This window comes from Streptomyces adustus, from assembly GCF_009377175.1.
Classification (GTDB): Bacteria; Actinomycetota; Actinomycetes; order Streptomycetales; family Streptomycetaceae; genus Streptomyces; species Streptomyces adustus.
In genome coordinates this window covers 24,117-41,929 of sequence record NZ_VJZD01000059.1, presented here as the reverse complement: position 1 = coordinate 41,929, position 17,813 = coordinate 24,117, and the positions used below count along the sequence as shown (strand labels likewise).

15 protein-coding genes and 3 pseudogenes are annotated in these 17,813 nt (G+C 68.1%); 13 read left to right on the top strand and 5 right to left on the bottom strand.

Features of this window, described 5'->3' with window-relative positions; genetic code table 11:
• Nucleotides 1–16: 16 nt before the first annotated feature.
• From FNH09_RS17245 to FNH09_RS17235, 3 genes are all read right to left on the bottom strand, one after another.
• The gene (locus FNH09_RS17245) at nucleotides 17–1,918 is read right to left on the bottom strand and encodes a YncE family protein (protein ID WP_338017596.1); all 1,902 of its coding nucleotides are present in this window, start codon (nucleotides 1,916–1,918) and stop codon (nucleotides 17–19) included.
• A 736-nt stretch (nucleotides 1,919–2,654) separates the two neighbouring features.
• Nucleotides 2,655–3,017: a DUF4253 domain-containing protein gene (locus FNH09_RS17240; RefSeq protein ID WP_238426725.1), complete on the bottom strand. Its 363-nt coding sequence runs from the start codon at nucleotides 3,015–3,017 to the stop codon at nucleotides 2,655–2,657.
• A gap of 827 nt (nucleotides 3,018–3,844) precedes the next feature.
• Entirely contained in the window at nucleotides 3,845–5,209 is a 1,365-nt protein-coding gene (locus tag FNH09_RS17235) for a hypothetical protein (RefSeq protein WP_238426724.1), read from the bottom strand.
• Nucleotides 5,210–5,804: 595 nt separating this feature from the next.
• On the opposite strand from FNH09_RS17235, the pseudogene FNH09_RS17230 reads away from it, so the two are divergent.
• The 4 genes and pseudogenes from FNH09_RS17230 to FNH09_RS17215 form a co-directional block, all read left to right on the top strand.
• A pseudogene (locus FNH09_RS17230) lies at nucleotides 5,805–6,602 on the top strand (IS256 family transposase); the annotation flags it as partial.
• 52 nt (nucleotides 6,603–6,654) lie between these two features.
• Nucleotides 6,655–8,733, top strand: a complete 2,079-nt coding sequence (locus FNH09_RS17225) for an ISAzo13 family transposase (protein ID WP_152888784.1) — start codon at nucleotides 6,655–6,657, stop codon at nucleotides 8,731–8,733.
• A gap of 28 nt (nucleotides 8,734–8,761) precedes the next feature.
• Nucleotides 8,762–9,229: pseudogene (locus tag FNH09_RS17220) on the top strand (transposase); the annotation flags it as partial.
• A complete protein-coding gene (locus tag FNH09_RS17215; RefSeq protein ID WP_152888782.1) occupies nucleotides 9,229–9,510 on the top strand; it encodes a DNA-binding protein in 282 nt (93 codons plus the stop codon). The pseudogene FNH09_RS17220 and the gene FNH09_RS17215, both read left to right, overlap by 1 nt.
• Here the strand turns inward: FNH09_RS17215 and FNH09_RS17210 are convergent.
• A pseudogene (locus FNH09_RS17210) lies at nucleotides 9,507–9,677 on the bottom strand (cupin domain-containing protein); the annotation flags it as partial. The gene FNH09_RS17215 and the pseudogene FNH09_RS17210 sit on opposite strands and share 4 nt — an antisense overlap.
• 152 nt (nucleotides 9,678–9,829) lie before the next feature.
• On the opposite strand from FNH09_RS17210, the gene FNH09_RS17205 reads away from it, so the two are divergent.
• The 4 genes from FNH09_RS17205 to FNH09_RS17190 all read left to right on the top strand — a co-directional run bounded on the left by FNH09_RS17205 (nucleotide 9,830) and on the right by FNH09_RS17190 (nucleotide 12,977).
• The gene (locus tag FNH09_RS17205; protein WP_162468709.1) at nucleotides 9,830–10,279 is read left to right on the top strand and encodes an SRPBCC family protein; all 450 of its coding nucleotides are present in this window, start codon (nucleotides 9,830–9,832) and stop codon (nucleotides 10,277–10,279) included.
• Nucleotides 10,280–10,702: 423 nt separating this feature from the next.
• Entirely contained in the window at nucleotides 10,703–11,473 is a 771-nt protein-coding gene (locus tag FNH09_RS48580; protein ID WP_152888780.1) for a transposase, read from the top strand.
• 422 nt (nucleotides 11,474–11,895) lie between these two features.
• A complete protein-coding gene (locus FNH09_RS17195) occupies nucleotides 11,896–12,675 on the top strand; it encodes a MerR family transcriptional regulator (protein WP_162468708.1) in 780 nt (259 codons plus the stop codon).
• Complete coding sequence (locus FNH09_RS17190) at nucleotides 12,672–12,977, top strand: hypothetical protein (protein WP_238426723.1); 306 nt, start codon at nucleotides 12,672–12,674, stop codon at nucleotides 12,975–12,977. The genes FNH09_RS17195 and FNH09_RS17190 overlap by 4 nt, the downstream gene beginning before the upstream one ends.
• 203 nt (nucleotides 12,978–13,180) lie before the next feature.
• Here FNH09_RS17190 and FNH09_RS17185 read toward each other — a convergent pair whose 3' ends face one another.
• Nucleotides 13,181–14,239 (bottom strand): cation diffusion facilitator family transporter, encoded by a 1,059-nt coding sequence (locus FNH09_RS17185; protein WP_152888778.1) that lies wholly within the window; start codon nucleotides 14,237–14,239, stop codon nucleotides 13,181–13,183.
• A 366-nt stretch (nucleotides 14,240–14,605) separates the two neighbouring features.
• Between FNH09_RS17185 and FNH09_RS17180 the strand changes: the two genes are divergently transcribed.
• From FNH09_RS17180 to FNH09_RS17160, 5 genes are all read left to right on the top strand, one after another.
• Nucleotides 14,606–15,211, top strand: coding sequence for a hypothetical protein (locus FNH09_RS17180; RefSeq protein WP_338017595.1), 606 nt, complete (start codon nucleotides 14,606–14,608; stop codon nucleotides 15,209–15,211).
• 234 nt (nucleotides 15,212–15,445) lie between these two features.
• The gene (locus FNH09_RS17175; protein ID WP_152888774.1) at nucleotides 15,446–15,715 is read left to right on the top strand and encodes a hypothetical protein; all 270 of its coding nucleotides are present in this window, start codon (nucleotides 15,446–15,448) and stop codon (nucleotides 15,713–15,715) included.
• A 42-nt stretch (nucleotides 15,716–15,757) separates the two neighbouring features.
• Nucleotides 15,758–16,213 carry a DUF3093 family protein gene (locus tag FNH09_RS17170; protein ID WP_162468707.1) on the top strand — a complete coding sequence of 152 codons (456 nt, stop codon included), beginning with the start codon at nucleotides 15,758–15,760 and terminating at the stop codon, nucleotides 16,211–16,213.
• 68 nt (nucleotides 16,214–16,281) lie between these two features.
• Entirely contained in the window at nucleotides 16,282–17,091 is an 810-nt protein-coding gene (locus FNH09_RS17165; protein WP_152888772.1) for a hypothetical protein, read from the top strand.
• Nucleotides 17,028–17,783 (top strand): DUF1775 domain-containing protein, encoded by a 756-nt coding sequence (locus FNH09_RS17160; protein WP_152888798.1) that lies wholly within the window; start codon nucleotides 17,028–17,030, stop codon nucleotides 17,781–17,783. The genes FNH09_RS17165 and FNH09_RS17160 overlap by 64 nt, the downstream gene beginning before the upstream one ends.
• Nucleotides 17,784–17,813 lie beyond the last annotated feature (30 nt).

The following is a 17,813-nucleotide window of genomic DNA, read 5'->3' as shown; positions in this document are numbered from 1 at the left end:
CCCTTGTCCGGCCCGGTCAGTTGGTGAAGTAGAAGTACGACCAGGCGCCGTACGTCGTGGTGTTCACGTTGTCACCCGACGACGGGTCGATGTACGCGGCGCGCACCCGGGCGCGTACGCCCGACGTCCCCGGGTGGCCCAGGTTGACTATGCACTTGCCGCTCGTGCCGAGCGCGAAGTACTCCGAGTCCGTCGTGTACCACTTGCCGTTGGAGTAGACCTGGAGGTCCAGGCGCTCCTTGCGGCCCTTGTAGTACGTCATCGTGGTGGTCACGACGGCGTCGGTCTTCTTGTGGAAGTAGTAGTAGCGGGTCGAGCCGATCGTGCCCGTCCGGTAGTACTTGGACAGCGAGCTCGCGATCTTCGCGTGCGCGTAAGCGGTGGACTTGACGGTCCGTGCGCCGTACTGGGAGTCGCCCTTGAAGACGGCGGTCACGGCGGTGTCGCGCGACATGTTCACGGTCGCCGACAGATTGCCGTGCGAATCGACCTTGCCGGTCTTCAGCAGCTTCTTCGGCTTGTCCGCGCCGTACGGATCGGCCCAGATCTCCACCGTGCGGTTGCTGTAGGTGGTGCCGAGGTGCGCGGTGAAGGCGACGTTCTTGCCGTAGTCGTACACCTTGCCGTTGTTGGTGAGCGTCAGGGCGGGCGTGGCCCGGGAGACAGCGACGGTGTCCGAGGCGGATGCCGGGGTGTGCGCGGCGTCCCCGGCGTAGGTCACCGTGTATCGCACCGTCCCGCCGGCCGGGGGCACGTCGGTGAAGGAGAACGCGCCGTTCGCACCCAGTGCCTTGGTGCCGAGGGACTTGCCCGACGGGGACAGCATGTCGGTGCGCACGACGGACACCGGGGTCCCGGCGGGCGGCATCAGACCGGCGGCGAGCGTGCCCTTGACAGTGAGTGTCTTGGCTCGCGTTGCCGTGGCTGGGGCGTCAGCGGTCAGCTTCGTCACGTACTTGCGCGGTTCGGCCACGACGTTGAACTGCGCGGAGCCCGACCGCCCGGTCAGCACGAACAGCTGCGTGCCGTCCGCCGACCAGGTGGTCGAATGCCCGCTCCACGGCATCCACTCGTTCGACAGGTTGCGGACGCTGGCCGGGGTGTCTGCTCCGCCGGGGAAGACGTAGGTGTCGCCGGTGTTCTCGGTGTCGAGAGCGGTTGCCGCGACCGTGCCGTCCGGAGCGACGCTGACGGTCTCCGGCTCGTCCTTGACCGGGTACTCGTGCACCTCCTGGAGGTCGGAGAGCCGGTATTCGGTGACCGCACGGTTCCCCGGCCCGGCCACGACGATCGACTGCCCGTCCGGAGTGAGCGCGCCGTCACGGTAGAAGCCGCCCTCGTTCGCGGTGACACGGATGGCCGGGGTGCCGGACGACACGTCGTAGACGACGATCGGCCCGGAGCTGATGCCGCCGTCCAGGGCGACCAGAGTGTCCGGGTTCGCCGGGTCGGCGTACAGCATCGGCGTGCTGGCGAAGTCGTGGTCGCCGGCGAGGTCGAGGGTCACGGCTGCCGGGTCGGTGGTCAGGTCGACCTTGCCGAGCCCGGACTCCCACTGGTCGCCGTAGCCGAACCAGATCCGGCCCTCGGTGAGGGCGATCCGGCGCGGCGCCGTCCGATCCCCGGTCGGGTACTCGGCGGTCTGTGTGAGCGTCGCGGTGTCGAAGGCGACGATCTTGTCCGCGCCGGGGACCGCGGCGTACAGCGTGCTGCCGTCCGGGCTCAGCTGGAGGTCGGACACCCCGGACAGGCCGGTGAGCGTCGTGACCACCTTGCCGGTGTAGTCGGCGACAGAGATCACATTGCCGCTGCTGATGTAGAGGTGCTGGTGGGCGCCGTCGACGACGGTGTCGATCACGCTGTCGACACCGATCGGCGTGCTGGTGTCGGCGGCCGCCGGGACGGCCGCAAGCGCCACGGAACTGAAGAGGGCTGCCGTCGCGACGGCAGCCGGAAGTGTGCGGGTGCGCACAGTGATTGCCCCCCCAAAGCGTGTGGCCGCTGTATGCGGCCTGTACCGGCCCTGTGACCGGTGAGCGAAGGGTATGACAGGACTCCGACAATCCCCGCGGCGCCCTCGGTTCTGCGCCGGGGAGTCCGCCAGGAAGCGGGGGGAAGACGCCGACGCCAACGCCGGTGAGGGATGGGCCGTGAGCGAATCCGACAGCCTGGACGTCGTGGGACAGCCTGCGCAGACCGTGGGGGCGGAGGGCGCGATCGGCCGCCAAGGCGGCGGCATCAACGGTAGGTCTTCGGACCGCCGGCGAAGCCGCGGCGAAAGAGGCCGGGGCTTCGCCGTCCGACGGCACCGGCGTACCGCGGCTCACTGGGAAACTCCACACTCCTTCGCGGGACACCGACGCCCCGCGGCCAGCGTTTCAGTAGGTCAGCGAATTCCGTCGGTTGGCCAATCAGCGGGTAGTGATCACTCAGGCTGCTGCGTTTCCCTGTACGCCCGTAAGGCTTCTTGGCGGATCTGGTCTATACGGGCAGGATCGCGAGACGTCTGGCCCTCATCAGCTGACCCTCCAGTGTCGGGCATGCCACATTGTTCTGGTCGGGGAGCAGGCGAGGGGTGTCGGTGAGAGCTGGTCGAGGTCGCCGGGCCAGTCCCACCAGAACGACCAGAAGGTCCGTCCCGGGAGGTCCATCGCTTACTCGGGGAACGGCGTGGGCGGGTCATCGACGATGTTGTCCGCGGTCGACAGCACGTGCTCCAGAGCGAGCAGATTCGCGTGCTCTGCTTCAACGGGAGGTCTCGCGGTCGAGACGTACAGCTCGCTGCCGAACACCGCCACGACCTGTGCGTCAAAGCGGTCCTCCCAGCTCCGCGTGAGCGCGCACAGCAGAGGCAGGTATCCCCCTCCGGACCAGCCGATCGAGGCCAGAGCATCGCTGCCGCGACGGGCAGGAACGAGCACCAGACGGCACGCGTACAGCAGACCCCTCTTGACCAACCACGCCAGCAGGTTCGAGGCAGCTTCCTCGGGCGACGGGCTTGCGGACGTAGCCGGCATGGGCCGTGCCAGGCCCGGCCATTGTTCGAAGGGCGGTCCCGGGTCGTGGGGCCATGGCTCGATTCCTTCAGGTACCGGGACTGGTGTCGAGTCCGTCCACCAGGGCAGCCGGCGGCACCGGTACTCGACGAAGTCCCTGACCAGGCCAGTTCCTCCTCCAGGCTGACCGCGTCAACCTGGTCCAAGCTGAGCGGTGTTCCCATGACATCGGGCCGGCTGAGCAGCGCACTCTGGCAGCTCAGCAGACGAGGCCACAACTCCTCGACATCCCGCGGAAACCCCTCGGAGACCCATACGCGCGGAAGATCGGAAGCCAGGAACCGGCCGGGCGGCAGACCATCGGGCAGGGCAAACGACATGCGCGCACCGTGGACTCTGGTACCGACAACGCAGCTGCCCCCGGATCCGAGCAGACTTCACGGCGGTCTGGCGACCGCCTCACCTGCGGCAGCTCAAATGGTCGCCGGTTCATACAGACCGATACCGCGCAGAAGGCCTTTCTGGTCGAAGGTGAGGCCGGTGCCGGGGGTGCGCGGCCACTGCGGTAGGTACGGGTGTCGGCGGGCTGAGCCATAGGTAACTGGCAACCGGCGTCGGGACTTGTTGGCGCCGAATTGGGCAGGGGGCAACCGTCACGGCTGCTCCCGCATGATGTGCAAGGCGATTCTGCTCTCTATGGTATCCGGAGCGTTCTCTCCGAAGACCCTCCTACGCGACAGAAGCACTGCTTCGCATTCCGCGATACCGGCATCTCGATGTCCTGCTTCGAACAGTGCTTGAGCCATCAGATGACGGGTGGCCAGTGTCCGCGGGTCCTCGCCTCCGAATTAACTGAGTTGCATGTCCAGAACATGACGACCCATTTGTCCGGCTTCCCCGAAATCTCCGATGATGTGCAGCCACTGCGCAAAGGAGTACTGGGCGGCAATGGTTCTGGTGTCCCGGGCGCCGTGCTGCTGCATATACCGGTCGATAGCGTGCCGGTGGGCACGGCGCACGATGGCGTAATGCCCGTACTCGTGGGCGCGGTGGGCGATGAGTTCGGCCTCTCCAGCGGTGCTTCGCTCTATGACACGGGTACAGATTTCGTCGCGGATGATGGGGCGTCGGAATCCGCCTGTGTCGTTTTGCTCTTCCCTGTCGGTCGCGGAAATTAGGTGGGGAAAGACGTCGACGCGTGAGTTGCTCTGCGTCTCGCCGCCGGGGAAAAGGAGCGTTGTGGTTCCTTCCATCTGTTGGAAAGCCCATGCCCAGGCTTCGGCTTCGGGTTCGCGAAGTAGCCGAGGGCGATCGGCAAGATAGATTTCGTGCAGCTCCTGGAGCATCTCGCGGTCGAGGAGCCGGGTCAGTCCCAGGCGGCGGCAGTCCACTGCCGCTCTCACGAGCGAGGCGCCGCGTGAGTTCGGTCCGGAGTCTATCGAGTCCCACCAGCGGATGAAGAGCGGAACGCTGGCTCCGATATATTCCGCGAACCCGAAACGTCGTGTGGATTCGAGCGCTTCCTTGATCCTCTCGTCACCGGTTAATTGCGTGGCTCTGCGGATCTCTTCCGGAGTTAGCTTCCATTTGAGTCGCACCGGCTTGGCGCTTCGGATGACCCGTCTGGCCTCGCGGTCGTCTGCCGCGTTGCCGGTGGCCAGGCGGATGTAATCGCTGCTTCGCAGCGTGGCGATGATGCTGTTCCGACGGCCGGAGAGGAAGTTCCGAACGTCATTGGATGTGAGGCCGCCAGGGGCGAGGAACTGGTCCAGTTCGTCCAGCCAGAGAACGCATTTCGTCGATCCGCTGGCGTAGTCGACAGCTGCTCTCAGGTCTGCGACGGAGGTGGGTGCGACAAGCAGGTGGTCGGGCACGGATGCACGCACGGCTTCGTGGGCGGTGCGTGTTCTTCCGGACAGCCCGTCACCGATGAGTAGGACGAAACTACCTGCGTGCAGGAGCGCGACCAGCTCCTCGTGGACGTTGCGGCGCACGTAGGGTGGTGACCCCGCGCGCAGGGGCACCTGCCAGGCGGGCCGGACTCCCAGGACGGTGGGGTCGGCTATCTCCCTTACGCGTGGGAGTTCCTTCTCGCCGGCCAGTGTGACGCACCCATCCAGCACGGCCTTCCAGTCGACTGCGGCACGGTCACGGCGACTTCGCGCGGGCTCAATGAACACACCAGCAAGCGCGGCGCAGCCCACACTCATCACAACTGCCCAGCGTGTGGTGACTCCAACGGCTTGCAACACGGCCGGGAGGGAGGCTGCAAGGGCAAGGCCACAGGCGACGCCTACGGCTCCGAGAACGGACACACCCCGCCGAAACCGCGCCCCCCTTGTCTCCGCGCTCTGTAGGGTCATGGTCGGGATGTGGAGAGGTGTGGTCAACACCGCCGGGGCTGACGGCTGAGCCAAAGCGCGATAGCTGTCACATGGGCAGGCTTGTTGTCACTGGGAGGCCGCGGCCCGTTGTCGATCGCTGTGGCCAGCTGCTCGGCACGAGATCCGCGGGCGTGGCCTACAGCGACCACGGCCTGGTCGTCTTCCGCACAAAGGCCTGCGTCACCAACGCGCATACGGAATCTCTCGCTGAGTTCACCGCAGGCTTCCGGCCTGCGGCGGTCGGTGAGACTCGGTGCGTATGTGCGCACGCACCTCTTGCAGGCCGAACAGAGCAATGCTCAAGACCTGTGGATCGACCTCGAGAGGGGTGCCTCGCGAAACGCGGAGGGCGTACCTTCCCGAGTGATCGATTGATGGTCACCGAGTAGACCCGCGTTGCATCGCGGGTCGGGAAGGCGCGCCCGTGCTCAGCGTAGTCAACACCGGAGGAACCACCGAGACCGGATCCCTGATGGACGACATCGTCCGCGAGGGTGCCCGGCGGATGCTCGCCGCGGCTCTGGAGGCCGAAGTCAACCAGTACATAGCCGAGTTAGCCGACGAGCGGGACGAGAGGGGCCGCCGTCTGGTGGTCCGCAACGGGCGTCATCGTGAACGGTCGGTGACCAGCGCCGCCGGGCCGGTCGCGGTGAAGGTGCCCTGCGTGAACGACAGGCGCGTCGACATGGAGACCGGTGAGCGCAAGCGGTTCTCGTCGAAGATCCTCGCGCCGTGGTGCCGTAAGTCCCCGAAGATCAGCGAGGTCCTGCCCCTGCTCTACCTCCACGGACTGTCCTCTGGGGATTTCGTGCCAGCGATGGAGCAGTTCCTGGGCTCCTCGGCCGGCCTCTCGCCGGCAACGGTGACCCGGCTGACAAAGCAGTGGACCGGCGACCACACTGCCTTCCAGGCCCGCGACCTGTCGGATTCCGACTACGTCTACGTGTGGGCCGACGGCGTCCACCCCAAGGTCCGCCTCGGCCAGGCCCGCTCCTGCGTCCTGGTCCTCATGGGCGTGCGCCCCGACGGCCGCAAGGAACTCATCGCGCTGGCCGATGGGCTGAGTGAATCGACCGAGTCGTGGGCGGATCTGCTGCGTGACTGCCGCCGACGCGGCATGCGCGATCCCGAACTCGTAGTCGGTGACGGTGCGATGGGTCTATGGGGAGCCCTCGCAGAGATATTTCCGCAGGCCAGGCACCAAAGGTGCTGGGTTCACAGGAGCCGTAAAGAATCAAGGTGCTGCTTTACAGATGTGGGATCGTTGTCAGGGTATGGCGGTTCCGGAGGAGATCTGTTTCCAACTCCAGTGCAGGTTCTCGGTGTTGTTGCCGCATCTGAACGAGCGGCAGCGGCGGCTGGCCTTGGCCACCGAGGCCCGCCTGATCGGGCATGGCGGGATACGGGCGGTAGCGCGGATCGCGCAGGTCAGCGAGACGACCGTACGTCGTGGCGTGTCGGAGCTGGAAGCGGGGGCCGGGCCACTGCCGGACGGCCGAGTGCGTGCACCAGGCGGAGGCCGCAAGCGGGCTGAAGCCAACGATCCCGCCCTGCTCAAGGCCTTGTTGGGCCTGGTCGAGCCGGACGAGCGGGGAGATCCTCAGTCTCCGCTGCGGTGGACGACGAAGTCGCTGCGCAACCTGGCCGAGGAGCTGACCCGGCAGGGGCACCCGGTGTCCGCGCCGACGGTGGGTCGGCTGCTCAAGCAGGAGGGCTTCAGCCTGCAGGCGAACGCCAAGACCCTCGAGGGTGCCCAGCATCCCGACCGGGATGCCCAGTTCCGCTATATCAACGAGCAGGTCAAGCAGCACCAGGCCGACGGTGAGCCGGTAATCAGCGTGGACACGAAGAAGCGGGAGCAGATCGGACGGCTGCCCATGGCCGGCCGCGAGTGGCGGCCCAGGGGCGAACCGGTCGAGGTGGAGGACCATCACTTCTTCTTCAGCGGCCCGGACGTTCAGCAGGCTATCCCGTACGGGATCTACGACATCGCCCGCAACACCGGCTGGGTCAACGTCGGTGTCGACCACGACACGTCGGTCTTCGCGGTCGAGTCCATCCGCCGCTGGTGGCGCTGTCGCGGCAGCCTCGACTACCCGAAGGCGTCACGGCTGCTGATCACCTCGGACGCGGGCGGCTCCAACGGCTACCGCTATCGGGTCTGGAAGAGTGAACTGGCTGCTCTGGCCGCCGAAACCGGACTGGCGATCACGGTGTGTCACTTTCCTCCGGGCACAAGTAAATGGAACAAAATCGAGCACCGGCTGTTCTCCCACATCACCCACAACTGGCGTGGCAGGCCACTGACCAGCCATGACGTCGTCATTGAGACGATCGCCGCCACCCGCACCCGGGCCGGTCTGCGCGTTGAGGCCCAACTGGATCCCGGCGACTACCCCACCGGCATCGCGATCAGTAAGGATCGCTTCGCCGCGCTGCCGCTGGTTCGGCACGAGGTCCACGGCCAGTGGAACTACACCCTGCTGCCCGAACCATCTGCGCCGCAGGCCCTGCCCACCAGCGAGGCACACGGCGTCTCCGGCCGGCGCCGCGAGCTTCTGGCCCGCCTGGCGGACCCCCGCCTGACCGGGCTGAGTAGTACGGAACTCGCGAATCTACGCGCCAAGTTGGCTCCGCTGCAGGCCGCTCGGTCCCAGGAACGCTACAGCGAGCAGCGCGGTGGCCGGGCCCGGCGCGCCACCGGAAATCAGCGGGCCAAGCCGCTGTTTGACGACGCCGCCCGGGTTCTGCTCACTCTCCTCTACCAGCGACAGGTCTGCTCGATGAAGCTGCTGGCCGACATGCTGGAGGTCACCCCTGAATGCGTCGGCCACCTTGTCGCCGAGACCCGCCGGGTCCTGGAGGACCACGGTCACCAGCCCGGATACGCCCCCAGCCGGTTCACCAGGGCGGACGCGTTGATGGCCTTCCTCGACACCGACCAGACCCCGCCGCGCACCCGGATCATGGAGAGCCTGTCCCATCCGCGGCTTACCGGCATGTCCCGCGCGGAGCTGGATGAACTCACCCGCCGGCTTGCCCCACGCCAGATCGCCCAGGTTGAGCGGGCCTCCTACCAGCGCCGGGGCGCTGAGCGCCAGCCGGGCAGCCGCGGCGGCGTTTTCCCCCAGAAGCTCGGCGACCGAGAACGCGTCGTCGTCGCGATCCTCTACCTGCGGAAACTGTGCACCCTGGACGTCCTTGCCGACGCGCTGGGGGACGTGAGCAGGTCCTCGATCGGAAACGTCGTCCGCGAGATCCGGCCCCTGCTTGCGGAAGGCGGACTTCTCCCGCCATCGGCCGCCATCCGCTACCGCACCGCCCCCGATCTCCTCGCAGCCGCGGACGAGTAAACCGACACACCGACAGGTTGATTCTTTATGGCTTCACAAGATCCGCAATGTTATGAACGCGCTACCGAAGTCGGCTCAGCCTGGCGCGAAGAAGGCCCTGCAGGAGATGTACAACGCCGAGGACCGCGACCACGCCGAGAAGGCGGTCAAGGACTTCGAGCGCACCTACGGCGTCAAGTGGCCGAAAGCGGTCAAGAAGGTCACCGACGAGGCTGACGAGCTCCTCGCGCTCTACGACTTCCCGGCCGAGCACTGGGTGCACCTGCGCACGACAAATCCCATCGAGAGCACCTTCAGCACCGTGAAGCTCCGAACCAAGGTCACTCGCGGCGCCGGCAGCCCGGCCTCGGCTCTGGCTATGGTGTTCAAGCTCGTCGCGTCTGCCCAGGCCCGCTGGCGCGCGATCACCGCACCCAAGCTCGTCGCTCTCGTCCGCGCTGGAGCACGCTTCGAGAACGGTCACCTCGTCAAACGCTCCGTAGCGAGGGCCGCCTGATGACCTCGCGAGGCGAGCACCGCTACCCGAAGTTCCTGCGGGTTCCCCAGATACCGGACGACGCTTGGTTGTCCCAGCCCCAGGCCGCCCGCCAACTGGGCATCGCCGTCTTTCGCATCGGCGCACTCATCGCCTGCGGCCACCTGACGCCCGCGGAGAACTCTGCCGGGAGGGCAGGCGTCACGATCACCAGCGTGCAGGCAGAGAAGACCTGGCGCGACAGCGCCACATACCGCGCAAAAACCCTTCGTCTCCTCAAGGACACGATCGGCTTCTTCTAATCAGCCGGTCCACAGGTCTTGACGATTACTCGGCCGAACAGGATGAGAAACTCAACCACGCCGCCGTCGGCGCTGCCCAGCCAGTGAGGCAGGGACGTGTCGAACTCGGCTGCCTCACCGGGCGGCAGTGTCAGGTCGCGCTCGCCGATCACGAGCCGCAGCCGTGACCTTCCCTCGTAGCGTAGAGACCGTGACTGCAGGGGAAGTTGAGGGTGGCACTCGCCCCCAGATCAACGGGTGCCTGGCCGACCGCTACCGCGTCCGCCGGGTCTTTTTGGCCGGGGACGCAGCCCGCATCCACTCACAGGAGCCTTCTACCATGCACACATACGACGTCACAGTGACCACCAGCGCCTCGCCGGACATCGTCTGGAAGCTGCTGGTCGACGCCGCAAGCTGGCCGCTGTGGTCCAAGGTGGACAGTCTGGACACGACACGGTCGGTCGACCTCGACCCCGGCGGAGACGACGGCGTCGGTGCCGTCCGGGCTTTCCGCACGGGACGCACCGTGACCGGGGAGCGGCTGACTGAGAAGGTCGAGCGACGCCTCTTGGGCTACGAAGACGCGTTCAACTCGTCGATGCACAACTATCACGCGCGCATCGAGCTGAAGCCGACAGCGGGCTCGGGCACGGTCATTCACTGGTACGGCGAGTACGAGACGAGCTGGCTGTTGCGCTGGGTCATGCCGCGCTACCTCCAGAAGTTCATGCAGGGCATGGCGGAAGGGCTGGCCCGCTACGCCGAGGAGTGCAGGCCGGCTCAGTGATGCCTACGCCGCAGCGCGCGTTCAGCCAGGGCCCGCACGAGCATCGCGGCGGATCACCCGGGAGTCTCGTACACAGCCTGGACCGGGTCAGGCACCTCGGTGCGCGCACCGGATCGACCCCGACTTGATCGGTGGCGAACCCGATCACCTCAGCGGTCACTATGCCCGCGTGCGGACCAGTCGGGCCGCCGCCATTCGATCAACGTTGTGGTGGTGGCGTCGACATCCTCCAGACCCGCGCGGCGCCTTCTCTTTGGGTGACGAAAAGGCTGCTCAACGAGCCCTTGTGACAAGCCGGGTGCCTCGTTCGTGACAGCCAGGCTGCTTCGACCACTCCAATTCGCCAGCTCATCCGGCCTACTGGTGACAACCCCTGAGTTTCGGCTCAACGGCTGGTCGACCGATGCGGTATCACCCCGAGGCATGCGGTATCCAAAAGGGGGCGGGCTGACCGCCGAACGGCAGCAGTTCCGCGAGGGGTTACGACTCCAAGCCGCGGAACGGTTCGCCCTGGGTGAGGCAAACGCGGCGATCGCCAAAAATCTGCGGGTCAGCGTCCGGTCGGTGCAGCGGTGGCGGCAGACGTGGAAAGAAGGCGGTCCGCGGGCTCTGGCGTCGCACGGGCCGGCGTCGCTGCCGAGGCTGAGCCAGAAGCAGTTCACGCAGCTGGAGCCGCAGGCGAAGACCTGGTCCCAGCGAGGCCAGACCTCGGTGATGCGAGTCCGCGGCCGTTCCCGCAGAAGGATATCCATCGCTGCGGTGACCTGCTACAAACCCGGTCAACGGTCCCGGCTGATCTACCGGCCGCGCCGGGACGACGGTCAGCGCGACGGACGCAAGAGCTTCTCCTGGAGCGGCTACCGGGACCTGCTGATTGCCGCACATCAGCAGCTCGGCGCCCCGATCGTGCTCGTCTGGGACAACCTCAACGTCCATAAAGCCGCCGATCTGCGGGAATGGGCGGCAGCCCAGGACTGGCTGACCATCTACTACCTGCCGCCCTACGCGCCCGACCTCAACCCCGTCGAAGGGATCTGGTCCCTTCTGCGACGCGGCCGGCTCTCCAACGTGGCCTTCTCCACCCCAGAACACCTCGTCCAGCGCATCCGGCGCGGCTTACGGCACATCCAGTGCCGCAGTCACCTCATGGACGGCTGCCTCGCCGAGACCGGCCTGACCATCAGACCCGCCTGACCCGGCACGACATCACGAGTTCAACCTCAGTAACGGAGTCCTACTAGCCCCCACGCTCCTTACGAGACACGGCAGTTGTGCGTAAACAACCCTGTTGCGGGAGTTGTTGGTACCAGGTTGCTACCAGCGCGGGGTCGTCGGTCATCGGGACCAACCGGAGCGGCGACTGAACGTCGCACTCCTCAAGCAGGTCGACAAGCAGGGCCCTGCGGTCGTCGTACGGACGTCCTCGTACGTAGCCGTGCTCAGGGTGGGCCAGGACGTCCCAGGCTGAAGCGCGTGGGTTCTCGGAATCCTGGAGGCCCAGGTGGGCGAACGCGCACGAGGCCGCGAGCCGGCTGGCCGTCCCCGAGTAGGTTCGGGCGGTCCGGCGACGATCAGGCTTGACCTTCGAGTCGGGTTGAAGGTTTACCGTCGGTGGCGTGAGGACTTACCGCATCTCCCAGCTGGCCGAACGCTCCGGCGTTCCAGCCACGACGTTGCGCTTCTACGAGGACGCCGAGCTGCTGGCGGCCGACCGCACGCCGACCGGATACCGCGTGTACGGCGAGGACGCCGTGGAGCGTCTTGCCTTCATCTCCTCGGCCAAGCTCCTGGGCCTGGCGTTGGAGGAGATCCGCGAACTGCTGGACGTCCGCGAGGAAGGGGTGTGTGCCTCGGTACGGGCCAGGATGCTGACGCTGGTCGCCGACCGGATCCAGGACACCGACGGCCGGATCGCCGAGCTGCGTGCTTTCACCGCGCACCTGGCCGGGGTCCATGCAGAGCTTTCGGGCCCGGCGCCGGCGGGCGCATGCGGGCCGGACTGCGGCTGCACCACGGCCAGCACAGCGGCAGGCGGACCGGTGCCGGTGACGCTCTCGCCGACCCGCCCTGCCTCCGGTTCGGGCACAGAGCCATGGCGGGACGCCCCGGTCGCCTGCACGCTCGGCGGCGCCGAGCTCGGCGAGCGCACCGAGCAGTGGCGCACACTCGTCGCCAGAGCCGGGCGGCGCGAGGAGATCGACGGCGGGCTGCGGTTGTCGTTCCCGCCGGACGCCGAGCTTGCCGGGCAGCTTGCGGCGCTCGCCACGGCGGAGCAGGGCTGCTGCGCGTTCTTCGACTTCACCCTGCACCTGACCCCCGCTTCCCTCCAGCTGAGCGTGCGCGCGCCCCAGAGTGCCGCCGGGATGCTGGCCGACCTGTTCGGAGTCCCCGCATGAGCAGCTCCCCGTCGCGTCCGTCCCGGCCCTGGGGCACGCTCGGTGCCGGCTTGGCCGCCGTCGCCGCCTGCCTCGTGTGCTGTGCGGGCCCGCTGCTGGCCGTGCTCGGCGGTATCGGTGTCACCTCCGCGATCGGGGCTCTGTGGATCCCCGTCCTCGCGGTGCTGGCCGCCGCCGCGGCGGCGGGGTTCCTCGTCGTCCGCCGACGCCGGGCCGCGGCCTGCCGCCCCGGCCCGGCCCGCGCCGATCTGGGCATGCCCACCATCGGAGCCGTGCCGAAGGACCGTGCCCCGTCGTCCTGAGGTACCTCCGTTTTCGATGTCCGGGCTGGTGGTGTGACCTGTGAGGATGGATGAGTGAGCGGCTGCCGCGGGCGGCCGGTACGAGCACGAGGGAGCCGTCAGGGTGTCGCAGGGACCGTAGGGACGGATGTCGGAGGCGATGGTCGGCACAGCAACGACAGTCCATGAACTCCTGAATTCAGGAGACCATGGATATTCGTGGCTCAGTGTTCGTGCGGCTCCTCGCGGTGGACCGGCCCGTGCGGCTCCTCGCAGTGCCCGGCGTCCTCGGTGGGCAGCAGTGCGCGGTCACCAGGCAGGGCCACCTGCCGCACCGGGACAGGGGCGTGGTCGACCTGGAGGGTGGTGTGGGTGATCCCGTAGTCGTGGCGCAGGAGTTCTTCCAGGTCGCGGCGGACGGCGTGGCAGTCGCCGCCCGGCTCGACCAAGATGTGCGCGGACAAGGCGGCCTGGCCGGAGGTGATCTGCCAGATGTGCAGGTCGTGGACCTCTATCACGGCTGGTTCGGCGACGAGTTTGTCGCCGAGGGCGTCGGGGTCCACATGTGCGGGGGCCGCTTCCAGGAAGATGCGGCCGGACTCGCGCAGCAGCCCGTATCCGGCCTTGAACATCAGGGCCACCACTACGAGTGTGGCGATCGCGTCCGCGCGGGCGAAGCCCGTCGTGACGACGATCAGGGCGGCGATCGCGGTGCCGATGAAGGCGAACAGGTCGTTGAGAATGTGCTGGTAGGCGCCCTCGACGTTGAGCGAGGTGCGGTTGGCCTTGGAGATGCACCAGGCGGCGACCACGTTCACGACGATGCCGACCAGTGCGGTGGCCAGCATCAGGCCGCCCTCGACCCCGGGCGGATTGAACAGCCTGCGGATGCCCTCGTAGGCAAGCCACGCGCCCAGAAGCAGCAGGGTGAGGCCGTTGGCCTGGGCGGAGAGGATCTCGGCGCGCTTGAGGCCGTAGGTGAAGCCGCCACGGGCCGGGCGTGCGGCAAGGCGCATCGCGATGAGCGCGAGCACGATCGAGGCGGCGTCGGTGAGCATGTGTGCTGCGTCCGAGATCAGGGCCAGTGAACTGGCGATGACGCCGATGACGACCTCGACCGCCATGAACGCGGTGATGAGGGTGAGTGCGATGGCCAGCCAGCGGCGGTCGGCGTCCGCCGAGACGCCGTGGGAGTGGCCGGCGTGTCCGCCCGCGCCGTGGTCGTGTCCCGAGCCGTGGGCGTGTCCCGGACCAGCCTCGTGCTCGTGACTGTGATCGCCCATGCCGACGCTCTCCCCCTTCGCGATGATTGCCTTGCCCGCAGTGAAGCGCACGCATGCGCGAATCACCAAAGGCTGCATCGGTGACCGTTGTCATGTCGGATAACGGGCCGTTGAACTGCGGAAACGTGCCAAAGTTGACGACGGGCGGAGAGCAGTCGTCGCGAGTGCCACCCCCGGTCGTGAGCCAATGGGCAGGATGGTCGGTACGCTGCCGGAGCACGCGGGGAATGGCACCCGCCCAGTCCCTGTCCGTTCTCCCGTCCAGTTCCGGGCGGGCTTTCGAAGGCCCGAACCCTGATGCGTCGCTACCGCCCGCGAGGAGTCGTCTCGCCGGGATCCGGCGTGCTGCGGGGGCTTCGGGCGAGCGTGCTGGCGGTGCTGTGCGTACTGCTGCCGCTGGCGGGGCATGTGCTGGCGCAGTGCCATGCGCCCCGGTGGTTCGTCGTGGCCGGCACGGCCACGGTGGCGGTGCCCGGCGCGGCCGTGCTGACCCGGCGGCGGTTGACGGACGTGCAGGTGCTGGCTGTGTTGGCGATCGCGCAGCTGGCTTACCACGCCGCGTACTCGCTGCCTGGCGCCTGTGTCGCGGTGGCGGAGCAGGACGGCTCTGTCGGCGGTTTGTCCCGGCTGGTCGAGCATGACGCGGTCACCGGGCCACCGACAAGCGTGCTGCTGGCCGGGCATCTGGTCATGCTGCTGCTGGTGGCCCGGTTGCTGGGGCTGGCCGATCGGCTGTTGTGGCAGAGCACGTCGCTGATGGCAGTCGTACGGCGTCTGCTGTTGTTCATCTGGCCGCTGCTCGGAGGTGGTTTCGGCGGTGTCGGTCCTCAGACGGCGATGCCAGAGAGCAGCGCGCCGCTGAGGCCTGCCCTGCTGGTGCGGCTGAACGCGGGAAGGGCACCCCCGCGTGCCGGGAACGGTCTCCTTCCCCGTCTCCGGCCGATGGTGATCGGCGGTCCCTGCCTGCCCTGACGGGCCGTGCGCGAGGATGACCGCCCAGCAGGCCGGTTCGCCTTTCATCCCGGCGCAGCACGTCGCCGGGGGACACAGAGAGTCCCGCAGCATGAACGCCTTTCATCGGCGTGCCGCCCGCATGACGGCACGCAGCCTCGTCATACCCACCGCCGTACCGACGGTCCTGGCCGCCGCCGTTCCGCTCGGACGTCATCTTCTGGCAGCCATTCGTACTGCGACGTCGTCGCCGCAGTGGTGAACGACAACCTGGCCGCGTCCAGAGCCGAGGAACGGGACAAAGACCGTGTCCCGCTGTCCGGAGACCTCACCGCAGCCGGGCACTGGCATGTGCTCCCCCAGCTCGACGCCCTCAGCGCCCTCAGCGCCCTCAGCGCCCAACCGTGCGTCACACCGCGGCTGGCGGACCGGTCACTGCGCCTGCACGCCTGGTTCCATGGGATCCAGACCCGGAAGAACCTTCCGGTACGACCCGCGTGCCTGTGTGCCTTCCTGCCCCTGTGAACAGCCCCACCCGAGCCGACGTATACGACAAGGTGAACGCCCGTGACCTCCACCAGCCGGCTCGTCTACGACGAACGTCTGACCGCCCCGAAAGCCTGGTGGGTCATCGCCGCGCTCTTCGGTCTCTCCATGGCGCTGATCTTTCTTCCCTACGGAGCCATCGCCGCGCTCATCGCCCTGACCATCGGAACCTGCCTGGCGGGGATGTACGTCAGCGCCCAGGGGTCGACACGGATCCGGGTCACCGCCGACACGCTGTTCGTGGCCGACGCCCACATCCCGCTGACGGCCCTCGGGCAGCCGGAGGCCCTGCACGGGGACGAGGCTCGAGCCTGGCGGACGCACAAGGCCGATCTGCGGGCCTTCATGGTGATGCGCAGCTTCATCCCTGGTGCTGTGCGCGTCGAGGTCCTCGATCCCGACGACCCCACCCCCTATCCCTACCTCGCCACCCGCGCACCCGAGCTGCTGGCCGAGGCGCTCGGTGCCCGGCCGTGAAAGCGCGAACCGGGCGTCGTCGACGGCTGTGCGCACGACGTCCGGCCGGTAGGGGATGATGGTCGGCCGTGCCACCTGATCACATGACCGGCCGCGACGTACGTGCCGGAGCAGGCCGGGCCAGCCACGCGGGAGCGTGCGCGAGGGCCGGTCTGTTCGCCGTCCTCGGCACCGTGCTCGCGACCTTCGGGCACCACGCGGTCGCCGAGGGCACGGTGCCGTGGCGGCTGGTGGCCGTGTTGATCGTGGTGCAGTTCTCAGCGGTCTGGCCGCTCGCGCGGCACCGGTACGCGCCGGTCGCGACCATAGGGTTCACTCTGGCAATGCAGGGGGTGCTGCATCTCGCGCTGTCCTACACGGACGGCGACACCTCGATGGCAGGGCCGCGGCACGCGGCGCACGCCGGGCACATGGCCGCTGCCACTGGGGACGGCCACTCCTGGCATCACGCCGGAACGGCGATGACGGCAGTGCACACGGCCGCCGCGCTGGCGGTGGCCTGGCTGCTGCATCGGGCGGACGTGCGAATGGCCGCTGCGCTCGGCGCACTGCGCACGATGGCCAGGGCGGCCGTGGCCGCCTTGGTGCAGGTGCTGCCTCGAGCGACCGCCCATCCGGATGCGGTGATGCTCCGGCTGCCGGGTCGGCGGACGGGTGCGTGCTTCGCGGTGGCGGCGCAGGCACGGGAGGAAGTGCTGGAGCACGCGGTGGTGCGCAGGGGACCACCGCGACCGGAGAACTCTCCGGTCCTTCACCGGTCCCGGCTTCTGCGGGGCCGGATTCTCCCGTACGAGCAAGGAGTTCCCCTGTGTCCCTGTCCACCCGTCCGCTGGCACGCGCCGGCCGTCGTTTCGCTCTCGCTGGTGCCATCGCCCTGACGGCCACGCTCGCCCTGGCCGGACCGGCCGCCGCACACGCGGAAGTCGAGGCCGACAAGCCCCAGGCGCTGGCCGAGAACGTCACCCTCAGCTTCGTCTCCGAGGCCGAGTCCGCCTCCGCCGGCTTCACCGAGCTGCGCATCGTCCTGCCGGACGGCATCGCCCCCGCCGACGTCACCCTCGGCGAGGGTCCCAAAGGCTGGAAGCTGACAGCCACCAAGGACGGCTACACCGTCGCCGGCCCGGCGCTGAAGGCCGGCGTCGACGCCGAGCACAAGATCAAGGTCCGGCAGCTGCCGGACGCAAAGGAGCTCGCCTTCAAGACCGTCGAGACCTACAGCGACGGAGAGGTCTCCCGCTGGATCGAACTGCCCACCGGCGGCAAGGAGCCCGAGCAGCCTGCCCCGGTCCTGGAGCTGAAGGCCGCGGCCCCGGGCGCCAAGCCGCTCAGTCCGAGCCCGACGGCGACGGCGGCGGCGGAGAGCGCGACACCCAGTACGGCCTCCCCCACCCCTGCCGCCGGCGCGACCGGATCGGACGCCTCGTCGGCTGCCAGTGACACGGCGGCCGACGAGGACGACGGCATGCCCTCTGGCGCCGTGGCAGCCGTGATCGTGGTCGTCGTGCTGGTGCTCGGCGGCGGGGCCTGGTGGCTGGTTAAGCGCCGTGCCGGCTCGGCCAGCGAGAGCTGAAAGTCCGCCCTCGGCGCCTTGGGGCCGCCC